The 21,816-nt window shown below is 69.1% G+C and carries 19 protein-coding genes; 12 read left to right on the top strand and 7 right to left on the bottom strand.

What is annotated here, in order from left to right:
- Window positions 1–11: 11 nt before the first annotated feature.
- Window positions 12–530, bottom strand: coding sequence for a DUF2782 domain-containing protein (locus ACVCMC_RS15740; RefSeq protein WP_447097983.1), 519 nt, complete (start codon window positions 528–530; stop codon window positions 12–14).
- A gap of 93 nt (window positions 531–623) precedes the next feature.
- Between ACVCMC_RS15740 and polA the strand changes: the two genes are divergently transcribed.
- The 4 genes from polA (at window position 624) to ACVCMC_RS15720 (ending at window position 8,464) form a co-directional block, all read left to right on the top strand.
- Window positions 624–3,359, top strand: a complete 2,736-nt coding sequence (gene polA / locus ACVCMC_RS15735; protein WP_447097982.1) for a DNA polymerase I — start codon at window positions 624–626, stop codon at window positions 3,357–3,359.
- Between the two features lie 294 nt (window positions 3,360–3,653).
- Complete coding sequence (locus tag ACVCMC_RS15730) at window positions 3,654–3,872, top strand: hypothetical protein (RefSeq protein ID WP_395120306.1); 219 nt, start codon at window positions 3,654–3,656, stop codon at window positions 3,870–3,872.
- A gap of 73 nt (window positions 3,873–3,945) precedes the next feature.
- Entirely contained in the window at window positions 3,946–6,306 is a 2,361-nt protein-coding gene (locus ACVCMC_RS15725; protein WP_447097981.1) for a 3'-5' exonuclease, read from the top strand.
- Window positions 6,307–6,442: 136 nt separating this feature from the next.
- Entirely contained in the window at window positions 6,443–8,464 is a 2,022-nt protein-coding gene (locus ACVCMC_RS15720; protein WP_447097980.1) for a trypsin-like peptidase domain-containing protein, read from the top strand.
- Window positions 8,465–8,488: 24 nt separating this feature from the next.
- On the opposite strand, the gene ACVCMC_RS15715 is transcribed toward ACVCMC_RS15720, so the two are convergent.
- The 4 genes from ACVCMC_RS15715 to ACVCMC_RS15700 form a co-directional block, all read right to left on the bottom strand.
- Window positions 8,489–9,508 (bottom strand): alpha/beta fold hydrolase, encoded by a 1,020-nt coding sequence (locus ACVCMC_RS15715; protein ID WP_447097979.1) that lies wholly within the window; start codon window positions 9,506–9,508, stop codon window positions 8,489–8,491.
- Window positions 9,509–9,614: 106 nt separating this feature from the next.
- On the bottom strand, window positions 9,615–10,868 hold the full coding sequence (locus ACVCMC_RS15710) for a heme biosynthesis HemY N-terminal domain-containing protein (RefSeq protein ID WP_447097978.1): 1,254 nt from the start codon (window positions 10,866–10,868) through the stop codon (window positions 9,615–9,617).
- Complete coding sequence (locus ACVCMC_RS15705; RefSeq protein ID WP_447097977.1) at window positions 10,865–12,046, bottom strand: uroporphyrinogen-III C-methyltransferase; 1,182 nt, start codon at window positions 12,044–12,046, stop codon at window positions 10,865–10,867. The genes ACVCMC_RS15710 and ACVCMC_RS15705 overlap by 4 nt, the downstream gene beginning before the upstream one ends.
- 59 nt (window positions 12,047–12,105) lie before the next feature.
- Window positions 12,106–12,897, bottom strand: a complete 792-nt coding sequence (locus tag ACVCMC_RS15700; RefSeq protein WP_447097976.1) for a uroporphyrinogen-III synthase — start codon at window positions 12,895–12,897, stop codon at window positions 12,106–12,108.
- A gap of 58 nt (window positions 12,898–12,955) precedes the next feature.
- Here ACVCMC_RS15700 and ACVCMC_RS15695 point away from each other — a divergent pair, with 58 nt between their 5' ends.
- The 3 genes from ACVCMC_RS15695 to ACVCMC_RS15685 all read left to right on the top strand — a co-directional run bounded on the left by ACVCMC_RS15695 (window position 12,956) and on the right by ACVCMC_RS15685 (window position 14,427).
- Window positions 12,956–13,441, top strand: a complete 486-nt coding sequence (locus ACVCMC_RS15695; protein ID WP_395120313.1) for a YiiD C-terminal domain-containing protein — start codon at window positions 12,956–12,958, stop codon at window positions 13,439–13,441.
- Between the two features lie 41 nt (window positions 13,442–13,482).
- Window positions 13,483–13,896, top strand: coding sequence for a hypothetical protein (locus ACVCMC_RS15690; protein ID WP_447097975.1), 414 nt, complete (start codon window positions 13,483–13,485; stop codon window positions 13,894–13,896).
- 84 nt (window positions 13,897–13,980) lie between these two features.
- Entirely contained in the window at window positions 13,981–14,427 is a 447-nt protein-coding gene (locus ACVCMC_RS15685; protein WP_447097974.1) for a rhodanese-like domain-containing protein, read from the top strand.
- A 77-nt stretch (window positions 14,428–14,504) separates the two neighbouring features.
- Here the strand turns inward: ACVCMC_RS15685 and ACVCMC_RS15680 are convergent, their stop codons facing one another.
- A complete protein-coding gene (locus ACVCMC_RS15680) occupies window positions 14,505–15,566 on the bottom strand; it encodes a 2Fe-2S iron-sulfur cluster-binding protein (protein WP_447099519.1) in 1,062 nt (353 codons plus the stop codon).
- Window positions 15,567–15,620: 54 nt separating this feature from the next.
- Here ACVCMC_RS15680 and ACVCMC_RS15675 point away from each other — a divergent pair, with 54 nt between their 5' ends.
- The 4 genes from ACVCMC_RS15675 (at window position 15,621) to ACVCMC_RS15660 (ending at window position 19,016) form a co-directional block, all read left to right on the top strand.
- Window positions 15,621–16,061 carry a hotdog fold thioesterase gene (locus ACVCMC_RS15675; RefSeq protein WP_395120316.1) on the top strand — a complete coding sequence of 147 codons (441 nt, stop codon included), beginning with the start codon at window positions 15,621–15,623 and terminating at the stop codon, window positions 16,059–16,061.
- A gap of 178 nt (window positions 16,062–16,239) precedes the next feature.
- A complete protein-coding gene (locus ACVCMC_RS15670) occupies window positions 16,240–17,196 on the top strand; it encodes a serine/threonine protein kinase (RefSeq protein WP_447099518.1) in 957 nt (318 codons plus the stop codon).
- A 105-nt stretch (window positions 17,197–17,301) separates the two neighbouring features.
- Window positions 17,302–17,736: a hypothetical protein gene (locus ACVCMC_RS15665; RefSeq protein WP_447097973.1), complete on the top strand. Its 435-nt coding sequence runs from the start codon at window positions 17,302–17,304 to the stop codon at window positions 17,734–17,736.
- Between the two features lie 107 nt (window positions 17,737–17,843).
- On the top strand, window positions 17,844–19,016 hold the full coding sequence (locus tag ACVCMC_RS15660; RefSeq protein WP_447097972.1) for a class I SAM-dependent rRNA methyltransferase: 1,173 nt from the start codon (window positions 17,844–17,846) through the stop codon (window positions 19,014–19,016).
- Window positions 19,017–19,053: 37 nt separating this feature from the next.
- Here the strand turns inward: ACVCMC_RS15660 and ACVCMC_RS15655 are convergent, their stop codons facing one another.
- Complete coding sequence (locus tag ACVCMC_RS15655; RefSeq protein ID WP_447097971.1) at window positions 19,054–20,247, bottom strand: NAD(P)/FAD-dependent oxidoreductase; 1,194 nt, start codon at window positions 20,245–20,247, stop codon at window positions 19,054–19,056.
- Between the two features lie 125 nt (window positions 20,248–20,372).
- Between ACVCMC_RS15655 and rmuC the strand changes: the two genes are divergently transcribed.
- Entirely contained in the window at window positions 20,373–21,815 is a 1,443-nt protein-coding gene (rmuC, locus tag ACVCMC_RS15650) for a DNA recombination protein RmuC (protein ID WP_447097970.1), read from the top strand.
- The last annotated feature ends 1 nt before the right edge of the window (window position 21,816 follow it).

The raw sequence follows: 21,816 nt of genomic DNA, 5'->3' as shown, positions 1-21,816 counted from the left end.
GTCATCGAGGTTCAGCGACTGCTGCTGGAAGCCGGCGCGCCGGTGTCGTCGGACGACTCGGCCGGCGGGCGGCTCTTGCCCCATTCCAGCACCTTGTACAGCGCGGGCGTGGCGCGTCGCTGGCCGTGTTCGTCCACCAGCCGGCCCTGCGGGTCGACCATGTAGGTCTGCTGCAGGCCGTGCCTGGGCGTGACCACCACCATGTAGACGCGACCGTTGCGGCTGTATTCCTGCACCGTGTTTTCGCCCTGCTGACGGATCTGCACTTCGGGCTCGTCGGCGGGACGGCCCATGCGGCTGTCGCCGCTCTTCATCGCCGGCAGGGTGAGCGGACGCAGATCGGGTTTCGGCGCGCTCGCGGGCGGTGCCGCGGACGTGGCCGGCGGCGGGTTTGCCTGCACGCCGGGATCGTTCATGCCGGGCGGCGGCAAGGCCGGACCGGGGGCGGCCGTCTGGGCGTGCACTGCCGCGGCGAACAGCGCGGTCGACAGCAAGGTGGCGACAACAACCGGCACGGCAGGGATTTTCATGGTGGCAACCTCGATGGGGAGGGCAGCATAGCAGCGCACCCGCGGCGCTTCCGTGAAACGCGACATTTCGCCGTGCATGCGAGAATCGCGCCCATGCCCAAGCTCATCCTCATCGACGGTTCGTCCTATCTCTACCGCGCGTTCCACGCGCTGCCGCCGCTCTCCAACGCGCGCGGCGAGCCCACCGGTGCGCTGTTCGGCGTGGTCAACATGCTGCGCGCCACGCTGAAGGCAAAGCCCGATTACCTGGCCTTCGTCAGCGACGCGCCCGGGCCGACCTTCCGCGATGCGTTGTACGACCAGTACAAGGCGAACCGGCCGCCGATGCCGGACGACCTGCGCGCGCAGGTTGCGCCGATGCTGGCCATCGTCGCTGCGCTGGGCTTTCCGATCCTGCGCGTGGACGGCGTCGAGGCCGACGACGTGATCGGCACGCTGGCGGTGCAGGCGCGCGCGCTCGGCATCGAGGTGGAAGTGTCCACCAGCGACAAGGACATGGCGCAGCTGGTCGGACCGCAGGTCACCCTGGTCAACACCATGACCGGCACGGTGATGGACGATGCCGGCGTGATGGCCAAGTTCGGCGTGCGGCCGGACCAGATCATCGACTTTCTCACGCTCACCGGCGACGCCATCGACAACATTCCCGGCGTGCCCAAGTGCGGGCCCAAGACCGCCGCCAAATGGCTGGCCGAGTTCGATTCGCTGGATGGCGTGATGGCCAATGCCGACAAGGTCGGCGGCAAGATCGGCGAGAGCCTGCGCGCCACGCTGCCGCAACTGCCGCTGTCGCGCGAACTGGTGACGATCAAGACCGACGTGGCACTGGAGTTCGGCCCCACCGACCTGGCGCAGCGCGAGCCCGATGTCGAACAGTTGCGCGAGCTGTACACGCGCTACGAGTTCAAGGCGGCGTTGAAGGAGCTGGATGGAACGGCGGAACCTGCAGGAGCGCACCCCGTGCGCGAAGCTCTTCCGGCGCGGGACGAAGGGCATCGCGCACAGGGTGCGCTCCTGCAAGGGCCGGGCGAATACGAACTGGTCATCACCCGGCCGGCCTTCGATGCGTGGCTGGAAAAGCTTCGCAGCGCCGAACTGATCGCCTTCGATACGGAAACCACCAGCATCGACGCGATGCGTGCGGACATCGTCGGCATCAGTTTCGCGGTGGAGCCGGGCAAGGCCTGCTACATCCCGCTCGGCCACGACTATCCGGGCGCGCCGCCGCAGCTCGATCGTGGCGAGGTGCTGCGCGCGCTCAAGCCGATCTTCGAGGATGCCGCGCGGCCCAAGCTCGGCCAGCACGCGAAGTACGACATCAACATCCTGTCGCATTACGGCATCACGGTGCAGGGCGTGAAGCATGATTCGATGCTGGAATCCTACGTGTGGAACGCCACCGCCACACGCCACGACATGGATTCGCTGGCGAAGAAATACCTCGGCTACGAGACCGTGAAATACGAGCAGGTCGCCGGCAAGGGGGCCAAGCAGATTTCCTTCTCGCAGGTGGACCTGGACACTGCCTGCCGCTACGCCGCCGAGGATGCCGACATCACCCTGCGCCTGCACCATGCGCTATGGCCCAGGCTGCAGGGCGTGCCCTCGCTGCAACGCGTGTACGAGGAGATCGAGATTCCGCTGGTGCCGGTGCTGGCCGGGATGGAGCGCCGCGGCGTCCTGATCGACGGCGACGCGCTGCGCGCGCAGAGCCAGCAGCTGGGCAAGCGCATGCTGGAGCTGCAGCAGCAATCGCACGCGCTGGCCGGGCGTGAGTTCAATCTCGATTCACCCAGGCAGCTGCAGGCGGTGCTGTTCGACGAACTGGGCCTGGAAGCGAAACTCAAGACGCCGACCGGCCAGCCCTCGACCAACGAGGAAGCGCTGGAGGCGATTGCCGAGACGCACGAACTGCCGCGGTTGATCCTGGACTACCGCGGCCTGGCCAAGCTGCGCAGCACCTACACCGACAAGCTGTCCGGCATCGTCAACCCGCGCACCGGCCGCGTGCACACCAGCTACCACCAGGGCTCGGTGGCGACCGGGCGGATCTCCTCCTCCGACCCCAACCTGCAGAACATCCCGGTGCGCACCGAGGAAGGCCGGCGCATCCGCCAGGCGTTCATCGCGCCGCCGGGGTGGAAGGTGATGGCGGCGGACTACTCGCAGATCGAACTGCGCATCATGGCCCACCTGTCCGGCGACGAAGGCCTGCTGCGCGCGTTCCACTCCGGTGGCGACGTGCATCGCGCCACCGCGGCCGAAGTGTTCGGCGTGGCGCCGGAAGACATCACCACCAACCAGCGCCGCGCGGCCAAGGCGATCAATTTCGGCCTGATGTACGGCATGAGCGCGTTCGGCCTGGCCCGCCAGCTCGGCGTGGACCGCGGCGAGGCCAGCGACTACATGGGCCGCTATTTCTCGCGCTACCCCGGCGTGCGCGCTTTCATGGAAGCCACCCGCGAGCGGGCCCACCGCGACGGCTACGTGGAGACCCTGTTCGGCCGCCGGCTGTACCTGGAAAACCTCACCGCACGCAACGCCGGCCTGCGCCAGGGCGCCGAACGCGCCGCGGTGAACGCGCCGATGCAGGGCACCGCGGCGGACATCATCAAGCGCGCGATGATCACCGTGGCGGCGTGGCTGGCCGAACGCGACGACGCCCACATGCTGATGCAGGTGCACGACGAACTGGTGTTCGAGGTGCGCGCCGACGCCGTCGAGGAGGTCCGCCGCGCGGTGTCGGAGCGGATGTCCGGTGCGGCGGAACTGTCCGTGCCGCTGCTGGTCGATGTCGGCGTGGGCGCCAACTGGGACGAGGCACACTGACGCCGGCCGGAGGTTAATTTTCCATGAGAATGAATCGCAGTTGAATTTCTGCGCGAGCCTTGCAACTTTCCCGGCGCGGCCGCATCTAATCCTTCGGATGCACGCAACGGCATCCGCGGCCAGCCCACCTCCCTGGGCGGCCACAGTCGCGAACCTCTCCCCTGGGTTTTCGCGTCTGCCCCGGCCCCGAAGGTTCCCCCTAACCTTCGGGGCCTTTTTTTGCCTCACCGGCGTGTACATTCCGTGCACGAACGATTGCGGCATACTCGATCCACCATCATCACGGGGAATACCATGCGTGCAGGCTTGATCGTCATTGGCATCATTCTCGTCGCCGCGGGCATCTGGGTGGTCGCCGGACATGCCTTCTACCAGGACACCGACACGCTGGTGCAGGTCGGCTCGGCCAAGCTCACCGCCACGCACGACAAGGGCGTGCCGCAGTGGATCGGCATCGTCGGGATCGTCGTCGGCGGCCTGCTCGCCCTCGGCGGCTTCATGCAGAAGCGCTGAAGCGCATCGACCCGCCAACGAAAACCGCCGCGCTTCGCGGCGGTTTTCGTTGGCGGCCACTACAATGGGCGAGATGGATGTCTCGTACCTGATCGATCCGCTGAACGAAGCCCAGCGCGAAGCCGTCTGCGCCCCACCCGGGCACTACCTCGTGCTGGCCGGAGCCGGCTCCGGCAAGACCCGCGTGCTGACCCACCGCATCGGCTGGCTGATGCAGGCCGAAGGCGTGCCGCCGTGGGCAATCCTCGCCGTCACCTTCACCAACAAGGCCGCCGGCGAAATGCGCGCGCGGCTGGCCTCGCTGATCCCCGGTGGCACCCAGGGGCTGACCGTTGGCACCTTCCACGGCATCGCCCACCGCCTGTTGCGCCGGCACTGGCGCGAGGCGGGCCTCCCCGAGACGTTCCAGATCCTGGATTCCGACGACCAGCAGCGGCTGGTCAAGCGCGTGGTGGCCGGGCTGGGGCTGGACGAGGCGAAGTTCCCGCCGCGCCAGGCCTGCTGGCAGATCAACCAGTGGAAGGACGAGGGCAAGCGGCCGGACAGCATCGAGCATCGCGACCACCCGGTAACGCGCGCTTTCGTCAACATCTACACGGCCTATGAGGAAGCCTGTCGTCGCGCCGGCCTGGTGGACTTCGCCGAACTGCTGCTGCGCGCGCACGAACTGTGGCTGAAAAACCCCGCCGTGCTGGAGCACTACCAGCAACGCTGGCGCCATCTGCTGATCGACGAGTTCCAGGACACCAACACGCTGCAGTATGCGTGGGTGCGCGTCCTGTCGGGTGCGAACCAAGGAATCGGGAATAGGGAATCGGGAATAGGGAGAGCTGACGGCGCCGCGGCGACCGGGGATGCTCCTATTCCCTATTCCCCATTCCCTATTCCCGCGAAAACCGGTCAGGTTTTCGCAGTAGGCGACGACGACCAGTCCATCTACGGCTGGCGCGGTGCCAAGGTCGAGAACATGCAGCAGTTCCTGCGCGATTTTCCCGGTGCGCGCACGATCAAGCTGGAACAGAACTACCGCTCCACCTCGACCATCCTGCAGGCGGCCAACCACATCATCCAGCGCAACGGCAGCCGCCTCGGCAAGCAGCTGTGGACGGCCGGCGAGGACGGCGAGCGCATCGCGCTGTATGCCGCCTACAACGAGCAGGACGAGGCGCGCTTCGTGGTCGAGCGCATCCGCGAGTACATCGACGAGCACGGCAGTGCGCAGGATTGCGCGATCCTCTATCGCTCCAACGCACAGTCGCGCAACTTCGAGGAGCAGCTCGTCCAGCGCCGCATCGGCTATCGCGTCTACGGCGGCCAGCGCTTCTTCGACCGCGCCGAAGTGAAGGACGCGCTGGCCTACCTGCGCCTCAGCGCCAACCGCCACGACGATGCCGCGTTCGAGCGCGCGGTGAACACCCCGCCGCGCGGCATCGGCGAGCGCACGCTCGACGTGCTGCGCCGGCGCGCGCGGCGCGACAACGTCTCGATGTGGGAAGCGGCGCTGATCGAACTGGGCAGCGGCAACGAGCTGGCCGGCCGCGCGAAGAATGCGGTGAAGGCATTCCTGGCCTTGATCGACCAGATGGCGCACGACTCTCAGGGTACGAGATCACCGGAAGGCGCCGCTCCGCCCGTACCCTCACCCCCGGCCCCTCTCCCGGAGGGAGAGGGGAACCATTCCCTGTCCCTGGCCGAACAGATCGACCATGCCATCACCCACACCGGCCTGCGCGACTATTACGAGAAGGACAGCCGCGGCAACGCCGAGGCGCGGGTGGAGAACCTGGACGAGCTGATCAATGTGGCCAGCCGCTTCGAGCGCTCGGCGGAGGATATCGACGCGGGCCTGAGCGAGCTCAACGCGTTCCTCTCCAACGCCGCGCTGGAGGCCGGCGAAAGCCAGGGTGCCGAAGGCGAGGACTGCGTGCAGCTGATGACCCTGCATTCGGCCAAGGGGCTGGAGTTTCCGGTGGTGTTCCTGGTCGGCATGGAAGAAGGCCTGTTCCCCAGCCAGCGCTCGGTGAACGACGAGGGCCGGCTGGAGGAAGAGCGCCGGCTCGCCTACGTCGGCATCACCCGTGCGCGCCAGCGGCTGATCGTCAGCCACGCCGAGTCGCGTCGCATGCACGGTGCCGAGATGCTGACCCGCCCGTCGCGCTTCCTCGCCGAAATGCCGCCCGAACTGATCGACGAAGTGCGCCCGCGCGTGCACGTGACCCGGCCGCTGTACACCGGTCGCGCGCGCGAGACGTCGCCCTCCCTGGACGAGTCGCTGCCGGTGAAACTCGGCCAGCGCGTGAGCCATCCCAGCTTCGGCGAAGGCGTGGTGCTCAGCGCCGAGGGCAGCGGCGCGCACACCCGCCTGCAGGTCAACTTCGAAGGGGTGGGCAGCAAGTGGCTGGTGGCGGCCTACGCCAATCTCACCGCGCTGTAACCGCGTACGGGGCAGGAGCCGCAAGGCAAGCCGCGCGATGCAATTGCCGCGGCGGCATGCCACTATCTGCAGCGGGGCCGCGTCCGCGAGCATTCACGGGGGATACTCGGATGGCCGCCCGCAGCCAGGGAAATCCATGTCCAGTTCGCAAGGCGTGAGCCGCCGGATCGGCGGCAAGGGAAGGAACTTCGCGCGGTGGGCGCTGTGCATCGGCATCGGTTGGGGCGGCTTCACCGGCAGCCACGCCGCGACGCTCGATCCGGCCATGCTGCCCCGCATCGAAGCGGCCACGTTCGAGGTCGTGCAGGCCAAGCCCGTCGACGATCCGCTGAGTTACGAGAAGCCGTTGCCGCTGGACCTGCTGCCGTTCCAGGAACGCACCGACAAGTACCACTCGATCGGCACGGCGTTCGCGATCGGCCCCAACCGCTATGTCACCGCCGGCCACGTGCTGCTGGCCGGCGCGGGCAGCCTGTGGGGCGCACCTGAATTGCGCGATTCGCAAGGCCATGTCTACGCCATCGACAAGATCGAGCAGTACTCGCTGCGCAAGGACTTCGTGGTGTTCTCGCTGGCCTCGCCGCCGTCGGTCAAGCCGCTGCCGGTGGACACCCGACCGGCACTGAACCAGGTCGTGTATGCGGTGGGCAACGCGCTGGGCACCGGCATCGTGATCCGCGACGGCCTGTACACCTCCAACACGCCGGAACAGCAGGACGGCAGCTGGAACTGGATGCGCTTTTCCGCCGCCGCCTCACCGGGCAACAGCGGCGGCCCGCTGCTGGACAGGAACGGCAAGCTCATCGGCGTGGTGCTGGCGAAATCGGCGAACGAGAACCTCAACTACGCGCTGCCGATCAGCGAGGTGCTGAACGCCCCGGCGCACCAGGCGATCATCGACTCGCGCCTGGTCTATCAGCTGGACATCTTCCAGGCCGTCGAGAACGGCACGTTCAAGGCGCAGTTCGCGCTGCCGCTGGGCCTGGACGCGTTCTACCGCGCCTTCCTCGATCGCGCGAACGCCAACGCCGACACAATGCTGAAAACCCTGCTCGCCAGGGAATCCGCCAATCTGTTTCCCGATGGCCCGGGCTCGCTGCGCCTGCTGCACCAGCGCACCAAGCTCAACGCGTTCCCGTCGTTGATCATGCGCGGTGCGGAAGGCGAATGGAGCCGCGTGGGCGAGGCTTCCAGTCATTACACGCTGAGCGGCAACGGCTACGTGGACGCCGGCGCGATCGGTCGCAACGGCCTGTTTCATCTGCGCCGCCCCGACGGTTTCGACGCGGAAACCTATTACCGCGATGCACGTGCGCGCATGGACCTGCTGGCGCAGACCGGCATGTTCCGGCGCGCGGTGGCCGGCGAGAACATCAAGATCACCTCCTTCGGCAAGCCCGTGCAGGAATCGGTGCACGAGGATCGCTGGGGCCGGCCGTGGCATGTGTCGGTATGGGCGTTGCCATATGCCAACGCGCTGGGCGTGGTGTATTCGCTGCCGGTGCCTGACGGCAGCGTGATGCTGACCCGGATGACGTCGCCGGCAAGCCTGCACGACACCCGGCTGGACATGGACCAGCTCAGCGGCTTCATCCACGCGACCTACGAGGGCACGCTTGCGCAGTGGACCGGCTACCTGAAGAACGCGAAGCTGAAACCGGCCGTCTTCAAGGACATCCGCATCGACTTCGACTACGGCCACCGCTTCAGTTATGCGTCGCCGCGGGTGGCTTTCTCCTACGGCCCCGAGGTGCAGGAGATCACCCCCGACAACATGCTGTGGCTTGGCTTCCGCTTCTTTCTTTCCGACGGCAAGCCGGTATGGGACGTGGGCATCGTCAATGTGTGGAAGGACTCCACCTCCGACAACCAGGAAAACGTCGACATCCAGCGCTACATGGCACCGCCACCGAACCTGGACAAGGACATGAGCAGCCGCTGGCAGCAACTGGTGCAGCGCCAGTTTCCGTTCAACGCGGTGGCGCGCCCCGAGAACGGCCTGATGAAGATCGACGCCGTCGCCACGCCAGCGCCGGGCGACGGCAAACCGTCGGTGCTGTACACCGCTTTCTACGGCGTCGCCGGCACTTCTTCGCAGGCCCGCATGAAACACCAGCTCGACCTGCTGATGAAGAACCTGCGCATCAAGGAACGCTGAGGCTGCCCGCGCGCGTCGCGCGGGTCAGCGCCTGGCCGGGGCCGGTTCGCGCAGCAGCTCCATGACCGCATCGGCCACCGCCTGCGGCTGATCCATCTCGATGTCGTGCGAGCTGTCGGCCACCTGGCGCAGCGTGCCGCGGGTCGAGCTGGCCGTGATGCGCTGCTGCGTCGCCTCGCGCGCGGCCTCCAGCGGCTTGCGCATGGCTTCCGGCGCATCCGCGTAGGTGCCCGAAGCCTGCAGCACCAGCAGCGGCATGTCGCCGTGCGATTCGCTTGCCGGCACCGGCGCGGCGAACACCGACGCGTTCTGCGCCAGCTCCGAGCGCAAGGTATGCCAGAACGCCGGACGCAGCTTGCGCGCACGGTCGGCGGCCGCCACCGCCGCGCTCTGCCACGGCAGCGGTCCGCCGACGCACTGCGCCAGCGCCGGCGGCGGCTGGCCCAGCACGCCCCGCTCGGCGCCCTGCTCGCAGCTGGCGATGAAGGCGTCGCGCTGCGTCGTCAGCGCAGCTTCGTCCTTCGTCCACGATGCCGGCAGGAAACGCGCCTGGCCCTGTGCCGGCGGATCGACCAGCACCATCCCGGCAACGTCGTCCGGATGCTCGCTGGCATAGCGGCGCACGATGTTGCTGCCCAGCGAATGACCCACCAGCAGAAGCGGTGTGTGCAGGCCGGCGGCGCGGATCAGCGCATGCAGGTCGGCGACGTCGGCGGCAAGATCGCGCGGCAACGGGCCCTCGTCGCTGAAGCCGTAGCCGGCGCGGTCATAGGCACACACGCGCGCATGCGTTTCCAGCAACGGCTGCACGCGGAACCAGCTCTGCGAATCGGCATGCGCCCCGGCCTCCAGCAATACGGTCACCGGCCCGCTGCCGCTGCAGCGCAGGTTGAGGCTGCGCCCGTGATCGATGGCGATGCGCTGGCCGGGCCTGGCGTAGCTGTCCGGCGTGGTCGCTGGCGCCGGCGGAGCCGCCGTCGCGGCGGTTGCAATGAACAGTCCGCTGCAGGCCAGGCCAAGAAGTCCCGCGTGTCGATGTTTCATGTGCTGATCCGGTTCGAGATCAGGCATGGGACCGGGGCGACGAAAGGAAGTTCGCGTGTGGAAATCGGGAGGCCGGGGACGACCTGAGCGGGCCGCTGGCCGAGGTTCAGCTGCGCAACCTCGGCACGCCGTGCTGGTCGCGCTCCTCCACCGCAATGACGGTGGTGTCGATGGCGCCGCCGGTGCGGCTGCGGGTGTCGCGCACGGCTTCGCCGCGGGTCATCGCCAGTGCGTTGCGATAACAGCGCTGCGCTTCGGCGGCGTCGCCCTGACCGGCGAACGTGTCGCCGAGGGCTTCCCACGCGCCGGCGACGGGCTCCAGCGCCAGCGAGCGTTCGAGGTATTGGCGGGCCTTGCCCCACAGTTTCAGGCGCACGCACATGCGGCCCAGGGCGAGCAGCAGGTGGGCGTCGTTCGGGTGGACGTCGAGCCAGGCTTCGGCGCGGCGCAGGCGCGGTTCGAGATCGTCGCCGGCAAGCAGGCCCCAGGTCTCGATCAAGCGCGGCGACCATTCACGGCGCAGTGCCGACTCCAGTTCGTCCATCGCCGGCAGCATCAGTCCGAAGAACGCGGCGCGGCGCGCATAGGCGTCGACCACGGTCGGCGGGCGGCGCTGCGCTTTCGGCAACTGCGACCACAGCGTGTTCAGCGCGGCGCCGTCCGGCGCGGCCTGCAAGGTATCGGCCAGGATCTGCGTTTCCAGTGCCGCGTACGCGCGACTGCCGAGCGCGCCGCTCTTCTGCAGCGGCTCCAGCGCGGTGCGCGCGCGGCGCAGATCGCCGCTTTCGCGAGCCGCCTGCGCCAGCTCGCGCCAACCGCCGGGAGTGAGCGTGCCCTTGTCCGCTTCCGGCGCCAGCAGCGCCAGCGCTTCGGCCGGCTTGCCCTCGCGCCGCAGCAGGCGGGCGCGCAACACGCGGGCCGCCTGCGGAACGTATTGCGAAGCCCGATCGAGCGACTCCAGCGCGCGGGCGGACTCGCCGCGGCGCGACGCGGCTTCGGCTGCGGCGAGCAGGGCCGGGCCGCGCAGGCTTTCCAGCCGCGAGGCGCGATTGAGGTCGCGCTCGGCGTCGCCGTGGCGGCCTTCGATCAGTGCCACCAGACCTTCGCCCAGGCGCTGCTGGCTGAGCCGGCGATGGCGCCGCGAGAGTGCGCCGAACGGCCAGCGCAGCAGGCTCCACGCCAGGCTGAGCACGGCCCACGCGAGCAGCCACAGCACCACCGCGGCAATCACCGTGGTCTCGACGCGCCAGCCGCGCATGCGCAGCAGGACGTAGCCCGGGTCTTCGGCCACCCAGTGCCAGCCGAACGCGGCCACGGCCGCCACGATGACCAGCAGCAACAGCCAGCGCCACAGCCTCATGGCTGCACTCCACCCCGGCGTGCCGCCGGAACGGCAGGCTTCGCCGCGGACTGGGCCGGCGCGGGCGCAAGCGCGTGCACCGCGCGCAGGTTGCGCAACTCGCGCAAGGCCGCACCCAGTTCCACCGCGCTGTCGGCAGGTCGTTGCTCCTGCAGCTTCTTCAGCGCGGCGCGGGCTTGCTGCACCGAATTCGCGTCGCCATCGAACTGGCTCGTCAGGCTGGCCTGCACCCGCTGCAATGCCGCGGCATAGGCGATGCCGTCGTGGGCGAGCAGATCGGCCTGCGCCTGCGCCAGGTCGAGCGCGGCCAGCTCGCGCGCGAAGCGGGCATCAGCCACCGCCAGCGGCGCACCGTTGTCGCGACGCACGCTGACCACGCTGCCGAGCGCGCGGCGGATGCGCGACCAGACGTCGGTGGCCTGCGCGGCGGCGGGGGTGTCGAGTGGCTTCAGCGGCAGTTCGCCGATCGTGCCGCGCAGCGCCTGCAACTGCTGCAGCAGCCCGGCCTGGTCGGTCGGCTGGCTCTTCAGCAGGGCTTCGCGCTCGGCCTGGATATCCTGGCGCACGCCACTGAAGGCGCCGTCATTGACCGCCGCCAGGGTCTGGTCGGCCAGCTCGTAGGCGGCAGCGGCCGCTGGTGCGTCGTGGAACAGGCGATAGCGCTCGGCGCCCATGCGCAGCAGCGAGTCGGTTTCGTCCAGCAGCATGGCGTCGTGGCCGGAGAGGCTCTTCTCCGCCAGCTTGGCCACGGCATCTTCCAGGTTGCGGATGCGTTCGCTCTGGCCCAGCAATTCTTCGCGCAGCGACCGGTTGACTGCCGCCGCGTCGTCCACGCGCTGATCGAGGCTGGCACGCTGGTCGGCCAGCGCACCCACGCGTGATTCGATGCCCTCTGCGCGCTGCTGCAAGGCCGCCACGCCCTGGCGGTCGGCGTTGCTGCCGCGCTGCTGTTGCCATTGCTGCCAGCCGACCCATGCGGCGGCGGCCAGCGCCAGCAGCGACAGGATCAGGGCGAATGCCAAGGTGCCGCCACCACGTGACTGCGGCGCGCGGCCGGCGGGCGCCGGGCGCGAGCGCGGCGGGTCGACGATCACCGGATCGGGCTGCACGTCCCGCGACGAGGCCGGGGTCCTGGCTGCCGCGGCGAGCGGCTCGGTGGGTTCATCTGGCTGGCTCATGGCTCGCATGCTAGCAGGCCATACGCCTGCGTTCGTAGCGCCTGCGCGTGAAGAGCGCCTCAACGCGCGGCAGCGGCCAGCATGTCGTCGGCCAGCGCCGAGGCCGCCTGCACGACGCGACGAAACCCGGCCGCACGCGCGGCCGCGGCCAGCCGTTCGCTGCTCACCACGGCGGTGGCGGCACACAGGCGCTGCCGCGCCGGCGGGGGCAGCAAGCTGCAGAGGTTGTGCAGCGCCTCCTGGCTGGACAGCAGCACGCGCGCCGAACGCGGCAGTACCTGCAGCGCCGCGGTGTGGCGGCGATCGAGCCGCGGCGGCACGCGACGATAGACCTGCACTTCGCGCAGGCATGCACCGCGTGCGGCGAGTTCGCGGCGCAGCACGCCGCGGCCACCCGGCGCGCCGATCAGCGCCACGCGGCGATCGCGCAATGCCTGCAATGCCGGATGCGCGAGCAGGCCTTCGCTGTCCTGCTGGTCAGGACACAGCGGCTGCTTCACCCCATGCCGGCGCAGCGCACGCGCAGTGCCCTGCCCCACCGCCAGCACGGTCGACCGCGTGCGCAGCGCAACGAGCGCCGCTGCGTGATGCACGGCCGCGGGGCTGGTGAAGATCACCAGTTCGTCGGCGAGCGCCTCGCGCAGCTGCGCACGCACGGCCGCCGGATCGTCCGCTGCGCGCAGCGCCAGGCCGGGCAGCGACAACGGCACGCCACCGAGCGCGCGCACGCGACGCGACAAGGCCGCAGCGGTGCCCACCGGGCGGGTGATGACGAGCACCCGGGCGCGCAAGGCGCCGACTCTCGTCAGTGCCTGCGGGTGCGTTCGCGTGTCGGGTCGATGGTCCGGCATGGCTGCAGTGTAGCGGCGGCCCTACACTGTGGAGTTTTCCCCCACCTCATCGAGCCACGTGGATACCCTTTCCGACAACGATGACGCGCAGCGCCTGATCCGGTTCATCCGCGACGAAATCCCGCTGGCCCGCGCAATGGACCTGCGATTGCAGCACCACGACGCCGACATGCTGAGTCTGTGCGCGCCGTTGCCGCCGAACGTCAACGACAAGGGCTGCGCGTTCGGCGGCAGCCTGGTCAGCCTGATGACGCTGAGCGGCTGGGCACTGGTTGAACTGGCGCTGCGCCGGCGCGGCATCGACTGCGACGTGTTCGTCGCCGAATCCGGCGTGCGCTACCTCGCGCCGCTGTGGCAGGACTTCTGCAGCGAGGCGCGGCTCGCGCCCGACGCACGGTGGGACACCTTCTTCGACACGCTGGCCGCGCGCGGACGTGCCCGCATCGCGGTCGAATGCATCGTTCCCGGCACCGACGGCCAGCCCGCGGCCACACTGGCGGCGCGTTTCGTGGCCAAGCGGCGCGAGCCGACCCTGCCGGCTTGAATGAGGCAGAATGGCCCGGCCACCGCCAAGGAGAACCACCCATGCGCCGTATCCCGCAGCTCCTGCTGGTGTTGTCGCTCCTGCTGCTGGCCGCCTGCGCCACGCAGGAACGCAGCCGCTCGCTGACCACCACCTTGTCGGCCTATGCCGGCACGCTGCGCTGGGGCGATTTCGCCAGTGCCGCGCAGTTCATCGACCCGAAGATCCGTGCCGAACACCCGCTGAGCGAACTGGACCGCGCGCGCTACAAGCAGGTGCGCGTCACCGAGTACGACGACGGCAGCGGCCCGGTGCCGCTCGGCCCGACCGAGGTGCAGCAGACGGTGCGGATCAGCGTGGTCAACATCCACACCCAGGCCGAGCGCAGCGTGATCGACCGCCAGACCTGGCATTACGACGAGCAGACCAGGCATTGGTGGCTGACCAGCGGGCTGCCGGACATCACCCGCGAATGAGCGCAGGCGCCGGCTGCCGCACGCAACCCGTATAATCGCGGGTTTACCCGAACCGGCGCCGCGCGGCGCGCCGATGGACTGACGATGAACGATTTCCTGCACCAGCTGCCTGCCTTTGTCGGCAACCATGTCGCCCTGTCGGTGCTGTTCGTGATCCTGCTGGTGGCCTTGCTGGTCATCCAGGCGCGGATCATGTTCAGCAAGATCAAGGAACTGAGCCCGGCCGCGCTCACCGGCCTGATCAACCGCGAGAATCCGCTGCTGATCGACCTGTCCGCGCTGGCGGACTTCGAGAAGATGCACGTGCCCGGTGCGAAGCACGTGGCGATGAGCCAGTTCGACCCGGAAAAGAAGGATCTCGCCGCCGCGAAGTCCCTGCCGGTCGTGCTGATGGACAAGGACGGTCGCGGCAATGCGGCCAAGGCCGCGCAGCGCCTGCTCAAGGCCGGCTTCGAGCACGTGCACACCCTCGGCGGCGGCGTGCTGGCCTGGCACGCGGCGCAGTTGCCGGTGGCCAAAGGCAACAAGTAGCAGGAGCAAGTGGAGAGGAGTGAGAAGTGAGAGAAAGCGGGGTTGTCCTCTCTTTTCTCACTCCTCTTCACCCGCTTCTAGCCATCATGGATGCCGGCGCGGCTGGCGATGATCTGCGCCAGCACGTCGGGCGCGTATTCGAACGAGTCGTAGTAGAGCCGATCCTCCGGCAGGCCGGCGGCGAGGAAGCTCGGGTGCGCAGCGTCGATCATCGCCGGCGGGCCGCTCATGTAGAGGTCGTGACCCGACAGGTCGGGCCAGTCGGCCAGCACTGCCTCATGCACGAGGCCCGTGCGCAGGCCGTCAGCGCGCGCGGCGTCGGACACCACCGGATGGAAGTCGAGGCCGGGCACGTCACGCGCCCACTGCGCGGCCAGCTCGCGCAGGTACAACTCGTCGGCGCTGCGTGCGCCCCAGTAGAGCCGGATCGGGCGGCGCGTGCCCAGCGCGATGAAGTGCTCGATGATTGCCTTGACCGGCGCGAAGCCGGTACCGCCGGCCATGAAGATCATCGGCCGTTCGGAATCCTCGCGCGGCACGAAGGTGCCCAGCGGCCCCTCCACGCGCAGGCGGTCGCCGACCTGCAGGGCATCGTTGACCCATGAAGTGAAGCCGCCGCCGGCGACGTGACGAACGTGCAGTTCGAGGCTGCCGTCCGGCTGCGGCCGGTTGGCGATCGAGAACGGCCGATGCCGGCCGTCTTCAAGCACCACGTCCAAATACTGGCCGGGCAGCCGGCGCAGGCGCCGTTCGCCGCGTTCGGGGCGCAGGCGCACGCCGATCACGTCGGGGGCCAGGCGCCACTTGTCGACCACTTCCACCCCCAGCTGGCGCCGCACGATGTCCTCCACCGAGGGCACTTCGCGCGCTTCCAGCAGCAGGTCGGTGACCGGCACGGCCTGGCACAAGAGCACCGCGTGATGGGCCACCGCATCGGCGCTCAGCGCCAGCGGCGGGTTGCGCGGGTATTCGCAGCGCCCCTGCAGCACGGTGGCCTTGCAACTGCCGCAGACGCCGGCGCGGCAGGAATACGGCAACGCCACGCCCGCGCGCTGCGCCGCTTCCAGCACGGTCTCGCCGATGGCCACGGGGAACTGCCGGCCGGAGGATTTCAGGGTAACGATGGGCACCGGCAGCATTGTCGCCGTGAACGCGACAGACAACAATGCGGGCTCGCCGCACGGGAATCGACGATGAGCCTCTGGAAACAACCCACCGACCTGGCCCGCCTCAACGGCTGGAGCGCCAACACGATGATGGAGACGCTGGGCATCCGCATCACCGCGGTCGGCGACGACTGGCTGCAAGGCACCATGCCGGTCGACGCGCGCACCCACCAGCCCTACGGCCTGCTGCACGGCGGCGCCTCGGTGGCGCTGGCCGAGACCCTGGGCAGCACCGCGGCGATGCTTACGCTGGACCCGGACCAGGAGCTGGCGGTGGGCCTGGACATCAACGCCAACCACATCCGCGGCGTGCGCTCGGGCACCGTCACCGGCACCGCCAGGGTGCTGCACATCGGCCGCACCACCCAGGTGTGGGAGATCCGCATCGAGAACGAGGACGGCGCGCTGGTGTGCATCTCGCGCATCACCATGGCGGTGATCGCCGCGCGCGGCATGGGCACCAGATAATGCGACCTGCTCCCGATGACTCTCATTGGAGCATCGTCATTCCCGCGAGAGCGGGAGACGCTTTTTCAACAGACGAATGTCTGGTCATCCGCTGTCTTTTACCTCGTGAACCCATGGATTCCCGCTTTCGCGGGAATGACGACCGGTGCGCACCGGTGAGATCGGCACTCCCGCCGACATGACCGCCGACGCGCCCTACGCCAGCCTCACCCCCGACCTGGTGCTCGATGCCGTGAGCGCCTGCGGGTTGTGGCCGGACGGACGCCTGCTAGCGCTGAACAGTTACGAGAACCGGGTCTGGCAGGTGGGCCTGGAAGACTCGCCGCCGGTGATCGCGAAGTTCTACCGGCCCGGCCGCTGGAGCGATGCGGCGATCATCGAGGAGCACACGTTCGCGCAGGAGCTGGCCGAGGCCGAATTGCCGGTGGTCGCGCCGTTGGCATTCGACGGCCGCACCCTGCTGCTGCACGGCGGCTTCCGTTACGCGCTGACGCCGCGCCGCGGCGGCCGCGCCCCCGAACTGGAAGCCGTCGACCAGCTGCAGTGGCTGGGCCGGTTGATCGCGCGCATGCACGTGGTGGGCGCGCGTGCGCCGTTCGTCCACCGCGGCCGGCTCGATCGCGACACCATGGTGCAGCAGCCGCTGTGCGCGGTGCTCGACTCGTCGCTGCTGCCGACCTCGCTGCAGGGGAACTACCGCGCGGCAGCGACTCGCCTGGATGCCGCCATCGCCGCGCGCCTGGAGGCGGTCGGCCCGGTGCGCCAGCTGCGCCTGCACGGCGACTGCCACCCCGGCAACGTGCTGTGGACCGACGCCGGACCGCATTTCGTCGACCTCGACGACGCCCGCACCGGCCCGGCGGTGCAGGACTTGTGGATGCTGGCCAACGACGAGCGCGCGATGGATGCCGTGCTCGAAGGCTACCGCCAGTTCCGCGATTTCGACGACGGCGAACTGGCGCTGATCCCGGCACTGCGCGCGATGCGCCAGCTGCACTACGCCGGCTGGATCGCCGCACGCTGGCACGATCCGGCGTTTCCTGCCGCGTTCCCCTTCGTCGCCGAATCGCGCTGGTGGGACCAGCACGTCGCCGACCTGCATGAACTGGCCGACGAGCTCGGCGCCCCCTCGTAGGCGCCCGCTCGCGGGCGATGCGGTTCCCGGATTCGGGATGCAGCAGGAACATCGCCCGCGAGCGGGCTCCTACAATCCACCGACTTGCTTTCAGGAGTTTCTTGCATGCGCACCACCTTGTTCCGCCTGATCGGCGTCCTCGAAATCGCCGGCGGCCTGTACGGCGTGGCGGCGATGCTGCGGCGGCTGTTGCCGTTCGGCGCGCATGACGGCGTGATCGCCCTGATCGGCCTGGTGCTGTACGGTTTCGTGCTCGCCGCCGGCGTCCAGCTGGTGGCCGGCACCGAGCATGGCGTGCGGCTGTCGCGCTGGGCGCAGTTGCTGCAATTGCCACTGATCGCCCTGCCGGTGTTCAGCTACGGCCTGCACTGCGGCGCCTTCATCAACGTGTTTGCCACCCTGCAGGCCGCGCCGCGGCTGGGACTGGACTGGCACCTCGGCAGCCAGGGTTTCGTGCTCGCGGTCGCCGGCCCGTCGGTGTCGCGCGTGGGCGTCAATCTGCTCGCCCTGCTCTCCTGGCTGGTGCTGCGCCTGCGCTGACGCACGGGAGTAGGGCGGGCACCGCCCGCCGGTCTTTCCCCCAAAGCGGCGGGCAGTGCCCGCCCTACGCTCCGAAGAGGGACCCGGCCAGCGGCTATCATGCGCGGATGAATACGCCCGCAGCGCTTCCCGTCATCCGCCTGAAATCCGATCGTGCTCCCGGCCACCCGTGGGTATGGTCGGCGCAGCTGCACAAGCCCGAGTCAAAGCTGCCGCCGGGCAGCGTGGTCGAGGTGCAGGATGCGAAGGGGCGTTTCGTCGGCCGTGCATTCTGGAACGGCCATGCGCGCATTGCCCTTCGCCTGCTGGACACGCATCCGGATGCCGTGATCGACGCCGACTGGATCGCCGCGCGCATCGCCCGCGCGGTGCAGCTGCGCCGCCAGTGGCTGCAGCTCGACGAGGTCAGCGATGCCTGGCGCGTGGTGCACAGCGAAGGCGACGACCTTTCCGGCCTGATCGTCGATCGCTACGCCAACGTCATCGTCATCGAATACTTCGCTGCCGGCATGTGGCGTTTTCGCGAAGCGATCCACGCCGCCCTGCTCACCCACTTCCCCGGCGCGCAGCTGTACTGGTTCGCCGAGTCGCACGTGCAGAAGCAGGAGTCGTTCGACTGTCGCAGCCCCGAGGTGCCGGCGCCGTTCGAGGTGCACGAACACGGCCTGCGCTTCCACGCCGCGCCGGGGCTCGGCCACAAGACCGGCTTCTTCGCCGACCAGCGCGACAACCGCAAGCGCTTCGCCGAGCTGGCGAAAGGCCGCCGCGTGCTCGACCTGTGCTGCAACGCCGGCGGCTTCGCCGTGCACGCGATGGCCTGCGGTGCGCGCGAGGCGGTCGGCGTGGACCTGGACGCGGGCATCCTGGAAGTCGCCCGCGCGAATGCGGAAGCGAACCAGGTCGCGGTGACGTTCGAGCAATCCGACATCTTCGACTGGGTGCGCGCCGCCGTCGCGCGCGGCGAGAAGTACGACGCGGTGATCCTCGACCCGGCCAAGCTCACCCGCGACCGCAGCAAGGTGATGGACGCGCTGAAGAAGTACTTCGCGATGAACCGCATGGCGCTGGACATCATCCCGTCCGGCGGCCTGCTGCTGACCTGCTCGTGCACCGGCCTGGTCGGCGAAGGCGAGTTCCTGGAGATGCTGCGCCGGGTGGCGCTCAACGCCGGCCGCACGATCCAGGTGCTGGAAGTGCGCGGCGCCGGCGCCGACCACCCGTTCCGCACCGACGTGCCGGAAGGGCGCTACCTGAAGGCGGTGTTCTGCCGGGTGGATTGAGGGATTCCGGCTTTTTTCTGCAACAACGCGGCGCGGGTCAGGATTTGCGCGGCAGCCGGCCGCGCAACGAGGCGGCGTCGAACGGGCCGGGCTCGGCGATCAGCGCGCGCGCCGCGTCCACCTGGTCCCACGTGTTCCACAGCAGCACGCCGCGCACGCGCCCACCGTCGAGGTAATACACCACGCCTTCGCGGTTCGGTTCGCGCCAGTCCTCGACCACTTCCAGCCGCGTATCGAGCAGGCCCACCGCCTCGTAACCCAGGTCGAACAGGTCGGAGTAGAAGAACGGCTGGGTGACGTACTCATCCGCGATCCCGGCCATCGCGCGGCCGGCGAGCCGGCCCATGCCGACGGCGGCGTCCTCGTGCTCCACGCGCATCCGGCGATCCAGGCTCACGCTGTGGAAATTGGCCACGTCGCCGGCGGCCCAGATGTCCGGATCGCTGGTGCGCAGCTGCGCATCGACCAGGATGCCGTTGTCCACCGCCAGCCCCGCCTGTTCGGCCAGCGCGACGTTCGGCGTCACGCCGATGCCGGCCACGGCGGCCTCCACGCGCAGCAACGTGCCGTCGGACAGGCTCAGCTCCACGCCGCCATCCGTGGGATTGCTGCCGGTGACCTGCGCGCCGGGTCGCACGTCCACGCCATGGCGCGCAAAGTAGTCGGTGATGAAACGCGCCAGTCCCTCGGGATAACGTCCTGCCCCCAGCAGCTCGCCGGGAAACAGCAGGCTGACCTTGCAACCCAGCGCGGCCAGCGAGGCAGCCAGTTCGCAGCCGATGAAGCCGCCGCCGATCACCGCGATGTACGCGCCGGGCTGCGCGAAACCGTGCAGCGCCTGGTAATCCGCCAGCGTGCGGTAATGGATCAGCCGCTTGCCGCCCTCGAACGGCAGCTGCCGCGGCGTGGCACCGGTGGCCAGCAGCAGGCGGCGATAGCGGTAGGTGTCGCCGCGGTCGTCGCGCGCGACGCGGGTGGCGCGGTCGAGCGATTCGATCCGCCGGCCGAGATGCAGGGTGGCGCCGCTGGCCGCGGTGGCCAGGTCGACGTCGGCGGGCGACTTGTCGCCCTTCCACAGCCCCTTGCTGAGCGGCGGGCGCTGGTACGGCGCAGAGGTCTCGTCGCCGACCAGGCCGACGTCGGCCGCCGGATCGACCTCGCGGATCGCCTTGGCGGCCGCATCGGCGGCCATGCCTGCGCCGATGATCAGGTAATCGTGGACATGTTCCATGACCTTCTCCTTGAACAAGCACTCCGCCCATCATGCACCACGCCCGCCATTCCAGCGTGAAACGCCGGCGCAGGCCATGAGACGGCTCGACGTACACTGGATGCATCGAACCCGGGAAACGTTCCATGCCACTCAACGAGATCCTGCAGATCGTCCTCGTCATCCTGCTTGTGCTGGTGCTGCTGTTGCAGCTCGTCACGGTGCTGCGCGGCCGCGACGGCGCGGGCGTGAGCGCCAAACTGGATGCGCTGAAGGACGACAGTGCCCGGGTCGAGCGCACCCTGCGCGAGGAGCAACGCGCCGGTCGGGAGGAGTTGCAACAGGGTTTCGACCGTTTCCGCGGCCATGTGGGGGAGCAGCTCGGCGGCATGTCGCAGCAGCAGGCCGAGCGCATCGAGGGCTTCGGCCAGCGCCTGGCTGCGCTCACCGACGGCACCAGCCAGGGTCTGCAGACCCTGGCGCAGCAACTCGCGGAGGACGCGCGCAAGAGCCGCGCGGAGACCACGCTCGCGCTCAACCGCTTCGGCGAACAGCAGCAGCAGCGCCTCGCCGCACTCAGCGCCGAACACGAGAAGCGCATGGGCGAGGTGCGCGCCACGCTGGAGGCCAAGCTCGGCGCGATCCAGCAGGACAACGCGGCCAAGCTGGAGCAGATGCGCGCCACCGTGGACGAGAAGCTGCACGCCACGCTGGAAAATCGCCTCGGCGAATCGTTCAAGCTGGTCTCCGAACGACTGGAGGCCGTGCAGCGCGGCCTTGGCGAGATGCAGGGCCTGGCCGTCGGCGTGGGCGACCTCAAGCGCGTGCTGGGCAACGTGAAGACCCGCGGCGTGCTGGGCGAGACCCAGCTCGGCGCGCTGCTCGAACAGCTGCTGACGCCCGACCAGTACGCGGTCAACGTGGCCGTCGCACCCAACTCAGACGCGCGGGTGGAGTACGCCATCCACATGCCCAACGGCGTCGATGGCGCCGCGCTGTGGTTGCCGATCGACGCGAAGTTTCCGCTCGAGGACTACCAGCGCCTGCAGGAAGCTCACGAGAACGCCAATGCCGCGGCCGCCGCCGATGCCGCCAACGCGCTGGAACGGCGCGTGCGCGAGGAGGCCAAGCGCATCCGCAGCAAATACGTGGTGCCGCCGCATACGGTGGATTTCGCCATCCTGTTCCTGCCGACCGAAGGCCTGTTCGCCGAAGTGCTGCGGCGGCCGGGCCTGTTCGAGTCGCTGCAGCGCGAACACCACATCACCGTGGCCGGACCGACCACGCTGGCGGCGATCCTGACCAGCCTCAAGGCCGGTTTCCGCACGCTGGCGATCGAGAAGCGCAGCAGCGAGGTGTGGCAGCTGCTGGGTGCGGTCAAGACCGAGTTCGGCAAGTTCGGTGCCGTGCTGGACAAGGTCAAGAAGAATCTGGACCAGGCCAGCAACCAGATCGATGCGACCGGCGTGCGCACGCGCGCGATCGAACGCAGGCTGCGCGGCGTCGAAACACTGCCCGGCGAAGTCAGCCAGCAACTTCTCGATACCGCCCCCGCCACGGAGGACGGCGACGAACCGACGGCCGACTGAA

This window comes from Rhodanobacter sp. UC4452_H20 (genome assembly GCF_052978205.1).
Note: the sequence above shows the minus strand (reverse complement) of the source record. Positions and strands in the feature narration are given on the sequence as shown.